Source organism: Tumebacillus permanentifrigoris (genome assembly GCF_003148565.1).
GTDB classification, from domain to species: Bacteria; Bacillota; Bacilli; order Tumebacillales; family Tumebacillaceae; genus Tumebacillus; species Tumebacillus permanentifrigoris.
The window spans coordinates 1-6,094 of sequence record NZ_QGGL01000038.1 but is presented as its reverse complement, the minus strand read 5'-3'; the positions used below and the strand labels follow the sequence as shown (position 1 = coordinate 6,094).

The 6,094-nt window shown below is 55.9% G+C and carries 13 protein-coding genes and 1 tRNA gene; all 14 read right to left on the bottom strand.

Features of this window, described 5'->3' with window-relative positions; translation table 11 throughout:
* Positions 1 to 171: 171 nt before the first annotated feature.
* The 14 genes from C7459_RS22255 to C7459_RS22195 all read right to left on the bottom strand — a co-directional run bounded on the left by C7459_RS22255 (position 172) and on the right by C7459_RS22195 (position 6,022).
* Positions 172 to 249 (bottom strand) — tRNA-Arg (locus C7459_RS22255).
* Between the two features lie 179 nt (positions 250 to 428).
* On the bottom strand, positions 429 to 1,202 hold the full coding sequence (locus C7459_RS22250) for a hypothetical protein (protein WP_109691438.1): 774 nt from the start codon (positions 1,200 to 1,202) through the stop codon (positions 429 to 431).
* A 78-nt stretch (positions 1,203 to 1,280) separates the two neighbouring features.
* Positions 1,281 to 1,640 carry a hypothetical protein gene (locus C7459_RS22245; RefSeq protein ID WP_109691437.1) on the bottom strand — a complete coding sequence of 120 codons (360 nt, stop codon included), beginning with the start codon at positions 1,638 to 1,640 and terminating at the stop codon, positions 1,281 to 1,283.
* A 16-nt stretch (positions 1,641 to 1,656) separates the two neighbouring features.
* On the bottom strand, positions 1,657 to 1,893 hold the full coding sequence (locus C7459_RS22240; protein ID WP_109691436.1) for a DUF4176 domain-containing protein: 237 nt from the start codon (positions 1,891 to 1,893) through the stop codon (positions 1,657 to 1,659).
* A 36-nt stretch (positions 1,894 to 1,929) separates the two neighbouring features.
* Complete coding sequence (locus C7459_RS22235) at positions 1,930 to 2,361, bottom strand: ASCH/PUA domain-containing protein (protein WP_109691435.1); 432 nt, start codon at positions 2,359 to 2,361, stop codon at positions 1,930 to 1,932.
* Complete coding sequence (locus C7459_RS22230) at positions 2,358 to 2,612, bottom strand: hypothetical protein (protein WP_109691434.1); 255 nt, start codon at positions 2,610 to 2,612, stop codon at positions 2,358 to 2,360. Before C7459_RS22230 ends, C7459_RS22235 begins: the two co-directional genes overlap by 4 nt.
* Before the next feature lie 36 nt (positions 2,613 to 2,648).
* Positions 2,649 to 3,056 (bottom strand): hypothetical protein, encoded by a 408-nt coding sequence (locus C7459_RS22225; RefSeq protein ID WP_109691433.1) that lies wholly within the window; start codon positions 3,054 to 3,056, stop codon positions 2,649 to 2,651.
* Entirely contained in the window at positions 3,056 to 3,637 is a 582-nt protein-coding gene (locus C7459_RS22220) for a dUTP diphosphatase (RefSeq protein WP_109691432.1), read from the bottom strand. Before C7459_RS22220 ends, C7459_RS22225 begins: the two co-directional genes overlap by 1 nt.
* Positions 3,638 to 3,641: 4 nt before the next feature.
* Positions 3,642 to 4,121: a VUT family protein gene (locus C7459_RS22215; RefSeq protein ID WP_109691431.1), complete on the bottom strand. Its 480-nt coding sequence runs from the start codon at positions 4,119 to 4,121 to the stop codon at positions 3,642 to 3,644.
* Between the two features lie 13 nt (positions 4,122 to 4,134).
* Complete coding sequence (locus tag C7459_RS22210) at positions 4,135 to 4,803, bottom strand: glycosyltransferase family protein (protein WP_109691430.1); 669 nt, start codon at positions 4,801 to 4,803, stop codon at positions 4,135 to 4,137.
* A 103-nt stretch (positions 4,804 to 4,906) separates the two neighbouring features.
* Positions 4,907 to 5,173 carry a TFIIB-type zinc ribbon-containing protein gene (locus C7459_RS22205; RefSeq protein WP_109691429.1) on the bottom strand — a complete coding sequence of 89 codons (267 nt, stop codon included), beginning with the start codon at positions 5,171 to 5,173 and terminating at the stop codon, positions 4,907 to 4,909.
* On the bottom strand, positions 5,170 to 5,331 hold the full coding sequence (locus tag C7459_RS23570; RefSeq protein ID WP_170119616.1) for a hypothetical protein: 162 nt from the start codon (positions 5,329 to 5,331) through the stop codon (positions 5,170 to 5,172). Before C7459_RS23570 ends, C7459_RS22205 begins: the two co-directional genes overlap by 4 nt.
* Complete coding sequence (locus C7459_RS22200; protein ID WP_109691428.1) at positions 5,325 to 5,648, bottom strand: hypothetical protein; 324 nt, start codon at positions 5,646 to 5,648, stop codon at positions 5,325 to 5,327. The genes C7459_RS23570 and C7459_RS22200 overlap by 7 nt, the downstream gene beginning before the upstream one ends.
* Positions 5,649 to 5,650: 2 nt before the next feature.
* Positions 5,651 to 6,022: a hypothetical protein gene (locus tag C7459_RS22195; RefSeq protein ID WP_109691427.1), complete on the bottom strand. Its 372-nt coding sequence runs from the start codon at positions 6,020 to 6,022 to the stop codon at positions 5,651 to 5,653.
* Between the last annotated feature and the right edge of the window lie 72 nt (positions 6,023 to 6,094).

Below are 6,094 nucleotides of genomic sequence, written 5' to 3'. Positions count from 1 at the left end.
GGCCCGTAGGAACCGCCGCGTCCTGTTAAGCGCGGCGGGTAAACACCTATGCCTGTGAAGTGGCTATGCATCGTTTGTGTTCTTGCAGGTCGCTCGCGGGCGTAGGCTCAACTACTCCCGTGAGCTGAATCTAGGTCCAAGTCATGGTGACCATCCTTTCGTCGGGGTTTGTGGCGTCGCCGACAGGCTTCGAACCTGCAACCTTCCGCTTAGGAGGCGGGTGCTCTTTCCCTTTTGAGCTACGGCGACGTGGGAATAGAAAGACCACACGGATGGCGGGCTCCCCCGCAACTCATCGGTGTGGTCTATCCATCGTCTGGTGTTTCTCGCCTTGTTGCTTTGTCTTCCACGCTATCAGAATAACACGGAATTTCGTAGATTTTCCGTCGCCTTACCGTCAGGTAACCGTCACTCAACCGTCACACCTCTTAGTTGGCATTCGTGATGCCAAGGAGATGGGCGAGCAGGCCGACCGCTTTCTTCTTGCGGCGGTCATGGGTCTTCTCGGAGATGCTGAGTTCTTCACACGACTCGATGACGCTCTTGCGCTTGATGTACCGCACCCGCATCAGTTGTTCGCACTCGTGGTCGTAGTAGCCCAACTGCTCCAGCGCCGTCTCGACGATCTCTTGCTCGTGTACTAGGTCGATCAACTCTACCTTAGCCCGCTTTTGATCCTCAACACGCTTTACGACGATGGCATCCATTCGGTTGGTGCTGTAACCCTTCTCTCGCCCCCAACCATTAGTCCGCGATTCCACCGCGACTACGATCTTCCCAATCAGTTCGTTGATCAACTCCAAGTCTTTTTCGGTGCCACCTTTCTCGCGGAGCTCAGCAGCGACCTTCCGTAATGCTGCAAGCTTTGAACTCAGCGCTGCCGGATTGTAGTCTTTCATGTACTCCCGCCAGATCGCCGCCAGTTCCTGTTCGTGCTTGGACAGGTAGTTGCTCTCCTTCATTCGCTTGAGCTTGTCGTGTACGAGCGAGAGCAGGTCTTTGCCGTCGCGGAAGGACGAAGGGTGAACGTCAATCTCAATGCCGTGTCCGATCGACTGTTTTTCCAGCACCTTGATTCGACCTTTGTTCTGGTTGTACTTCTCCAGACGATCCAATACCTTGAGTTCCACCTGCTTGTACGAGAGTTTCACTTCCAACCCCTCGAATGCGATCTGTTCAGTGGTGGTTGCGGTCATTGCCATCTCCATCGTCCTCCTCGAATTCCGTGCTGGTGAAACGCCGAAAGAGAGCTCAGTGGCTCTCGAAATTTCGGCTTGGTGCTATGCTGTTTCGGCTTGCGTGGCGAGATTCACGTACTCATAACCCAGTACGGTGATGTAGTGCCGCTCGCTCTGTTCTTCAATCTTTGAATCGTAGGCGATCAGTCCGCGCTTCTGAAGCGCTTCCCATGTGCGAGCTTCATTCCCGCACTGGTAGAGATATCCGACAGCTTCCCAGCGTTCTACCAGAGCCTTGATGAGCGTGTCCTGCGCGGGACTCAGTTTGATGCTCTTTGCGGTCGGAGTGTAGGTGCTGCACTCTCTCCACGTCGTGTCCACCTGGTTAGCCTTGAGACAACAGTAGCCACCGCCGCTGTATTTGTTGCACGTCTCGCAGGAAACTTTCGTTTGCTTTGCCACTCTCTTCCCCTCCTCCCTATGCTTCATCTTCTTCCTTCGGATCAACCAAAGTCGGAGCCTCGGCAACCACTTCGTAAATGTCCATGTGGTTGAAGTAGACGAAGTCCCGATGCCGATCCAACCCCATCGGATACTTCACCCCTACGTAGTCCCAGGGGTTATTCGTGTCCGGGTTGACGATGCGTTTGCCGATGATCAGCACGATCATGTCTTCGTCGGCGATGTCCGCCTTCACGACTATAGCGACGTTCATTAGCGGATCTGGTAACACTCGCTCCCCTCCTCCGGGCTATGCCTCCTGGTATTCAGCGTTGTGCTTGATGCACAGGAACTCGTAGATCGTATTGGCTTGCTCCTCGATCTGGTGAACTGCCGGTGCCCCGCATGCGCACCAGAATCGCGATAGGTTGTCCCTCAGTTGCAACGAACCGTCCTCTTTCTGGTGCAGAATGATCGGGCCGAATCGCCCCATTTTCACCACTGGCTTGATCGACAGCGCGCAATACCCGTTCATCACGCCCCACTCTTCCCCACGCAGGATGTGCGTGACTTGACGTTCCAGCGTCCGACCGCTGTAGGAGTCCGTCGCCGGATCGTACTCTCTCAGGACGAGTGTGTCGTCGACTTGGTAGCCGCGGTCGTCCCACCGCATCTCTACCGTCTTCTGCCCGCTGGCAACCGCATCGAAGTATGGTTGCACGAGCTTGAGTTCGTGGATCACTTGGATACCTCCCCGCACCCCAACGGCTTGCCGTCGGTGCCGTAGAGGACTGTCCAGGCTGTTCCTGAATTGGAGTACAGCCCATACTTGCAACCCGTTGCGTTGTCGGTTACGACCCTAACGTATGGTTCGGAACCTTGCTCGCCGGTGAACCGCAAGTTCTGCTCCGCGCCGGCCTGCGCACCACACCCAACTGCCAGCATCAGCGCCGCCAACCAGATCGCGGCGGCGAGGTTCAGTTTGTTCTTCATGGGTATCCTCCTATCCGCTCGGTGGCGGTCAATCTATCAGTGGATGCGTATGTCCGCAATGCGGACCCGAAGATCCGAAGACAGTACCTCGTACTCGATGTCCACCTTTACGCCTCTGTCGTCCAACCACTCAACAGAATGTACCTGCTTGATTCGAATGTGCATGTCCTCGCCCGTACCAGCGTTCGTGACGTCCATCTCGTCACCGATCTGTGGGATGGGCGTTCCGAACGGAATTTCAAAGTCTTTTGTTCGTCTGACGGGGTACGTCTTCGGCTTGTAATAGATCGCGTGTGCAACGGGTACGTTTGGCGTATCCTTGCTCTTCGCAGGCTCCTTGCGCTTCGTGTGCTCCTTGCATCGACATTGTGCGACGGGTTTTCCTGTTGCGGTACATCGTTCCCGGTTTAAACCGTCGACGTAGGTCTTCGGCGCTGTTGCCATTAGCCGATCGCCGCCCGCTGGCGCTCGATGCTCTCCAGGTATGCGGTCTCGATCTGCTCCTCGGTGAAGCCAAGCACCTCACCAAGGTATGTGATGTGTTCGAACAGCTCTTCGTAACTAAGAGAGGCTTCCTCGCCATCCCGATACACTTCGGTTGCTCGTCGCATGGTTTCGAGAATTTGTTCCTCGATCGTTCCGCAATCGATGTGAAAGTAACTGTAGATTTCATGATCGATACTCACCCCGATGCTAATGACGATTCCCAGCGCCTTGGTGTACGCCTCCAGCAAGGGATTGGTGTGCCCGATTACACCCGCAACGCAATCTTCACAAGTAGCCTCTTCCCAGTTCAGACCGATGATCGTTCCTTTCCCACTACAGATATGACAGAGCAACTTAACATCCGTACTCGGCTTCGCGGTCGTGCTCCAACCTCCGATACCCGCCAGATCCGCGACCCGGCCCAAAGCCACTTGCAGAGCCAGCACCTTGCGGGACAACAGGTCACCGGTCAGGTTGTTCTTCTCGATCAGCGCCGCGTCGTGCTGACGGGTCGCTTCAAACATTGTTGTCAGGTTCATAGGTTCATACCTCCGTTTTTTTGATTATTCGAAACCAGATGTACCCGCCGACTACCTTGGCGATGAACTGCCCTAGCACCACGCCCGGCATCAGAGATCCGAACGCGATGGTCGGGAACAGGATCGAATCCACTGCCGCGCTGACGATGTTGGAGCCATTCACTCGGGTCTGTGTGTCCATCTTGCGGAGCAGGTGGTACACCGCTGTGTCCACCGCACCAGAGGCGCCAAAGGCGATGAGCGATGCAAGGGCAACAGGCCCAGCCTCTCGATTCAGGGTGAAGCTCAGAGCGGAGCCGATGGCGATCAGCGCCGCCATCTTCCACCAGAGTCCCTTGCCTCTCCACTTCTCGTGCAGCTTGTCCCGCGTGGTGATGTCCAGTCCGATGAACAGGAATGCGTTGACGATGGTCGAGGCGACACCGAAGTACGTAACGCTCAGGTTGGCGGCGACGATGGCCGCGAGGTAGATGGCGATCAACATGTGCGTATCCCTCCTAAAATAGTGATTGCTGTAGGGTCATCAACGGTGCGTGGGGTATCTCCACTTCACCAAAATGCTCCATCCACTGCTCGATGCTCTTGCGGCGGTTCCACTCAGAGCGCGGTATCCAGCTCGTGCAATCGCCTGATGTTGCGACATCGTAGCGTTCGTACCAGTCTTGTTTACCGATGCCCAACAGTTGAACTTCACCAGCAGGCTTGTTCGGCCCGTGGAGCAGTCGATCGAGGTATAGCATTCGTACCTCTTCCCTTAAACTCAGCAGTCCGCCGATTGCGACTTTAGGCTCTCGCAGGAGTATCGTGTCTCCACCGGGCTGGAGCACTGGGATAGGGTCGTATCCCCGTCGACGCATGTCTTTCAGATACCAGGCAGTTGCTTCCGGGTCGCCAATCTCGTCGTACTGGAGGTAGTCGTCCTGCGGACGGCACCAGCGGTCTAAGAATAGGCGGTAGGTCTGGTAGCTGACTGGTCCTTCGGAGAAGGTGCCGGGATCGAAGCGGAATCGCCTCTCGGGGTCAGCGTGGTACGGTCTGAGCCAGTCGGGAATCTCCCCCCCGCGCTTGCGGATCAGCGTCACCGATAGGAGCCAGAAGCGGCAGGACGATGCCGCAGCGGCTAAGTGCTTTCGGTTGACTCCGGCTACGTAGATCGTGCGCTTCATCGTCCTTCCCCCTCTCGCATTCCTCGCAGCGGTTCCGCTCCCGGCGATCCTCGTCGCCGGTGCAGAACTCACTACAGGTTAAGCAGATGTAGTGTTGCATGGGTTAGCGCTTGCCTCCGACCATCTGGCGGCGCTTGCGCTTGGTCTTGCTATTGCGACGGAAGTGCTTCGAGTGTTCGCCATACCCGAATAAGAAGTTCAAGGGAGCATGCAGTTTTTCGACGTCTTCCGTGTGACCGCAATCTTCACAGGCAACCCAACTGCTAAGGCTGTACTCTGAATCGTCATACTCGATATAAAGCGTTTTCCTTTTGCAATTCGGACATTTCGGAATCTTGAAGAGGTTTTTGTTGCGGTATACCTTTCTCACTCCGGGTCGACCTCCTTCAAAAGCACCACCGTCGGCAGAGCGCACACAATGCCACAGACTTCCTCGTCCGTCATCGCGGTTGCTTCCTCCACTGTGACGGCTAGTAACTTGGTGCCTAGCTTACGGATCGCGGTGTAGCGTTCCTCAGCGGTCAGCATGTCGGTTCACCATCCTTCTGAGCGGGTCCGTCGACTAACACGATGCCAAGTCCGTACTGCTCGTCGATCTCCGCGGCGTACTTCTTGAGATCCTCGTAGGACTTATCGAACTCCTCTTGCGACTGCGGATAGATAAACTTGACTTTCGTGCCGTTCCGGGTGGGTTTGTTCCACTTTTTCGGCACCATCTTTATTTTCAGCAATTCGAGCCAATAGACGCCCTTTGCGTATGCGTAGACCGACTCATCAAGCTTGTTGGTCAGCTTTGAATTTTGGCATGTCCCACCAACGACGCGCCCTTGCGGTTTGATCGTCATCCCTACTCCACCTCCTTCAACACTTCGCGCGCTACCTCAGCTGGTGTATTGAATCGACCAATCGATGGTTTCACTCCGTCGCTCGGGCGCGCCTCTCCGTAGCCGTTGGGTTTGGAGCGATCGTTTGCTTCGCAGACCCGCAATGCGTTGGTCAGCTTCGCGATCCTCTCGGCTTGCCATTTGATCATGGCGATCGCTTCCATTGCCCCCGTGTTTTCCTCGAAGAACTCTTCTTCCCCAGACAGCGAGTTGCACCAGAGGTTATAGGCTTCGCGCTCTAGTTCTTCCAGGCGTTCAGGTGGGCAGTATGCCGGGGCGATGTTGTGACGTCCCAGCACCAGCATAGGCGACGGGGTGGTCTGTTTGGTCGTCATTCCTGCTCATCCTCCTTGTCCTCGGGCTTGTCCATGCCGATCTCGGTGCGGAGATCACGCAGCATGTCTTCG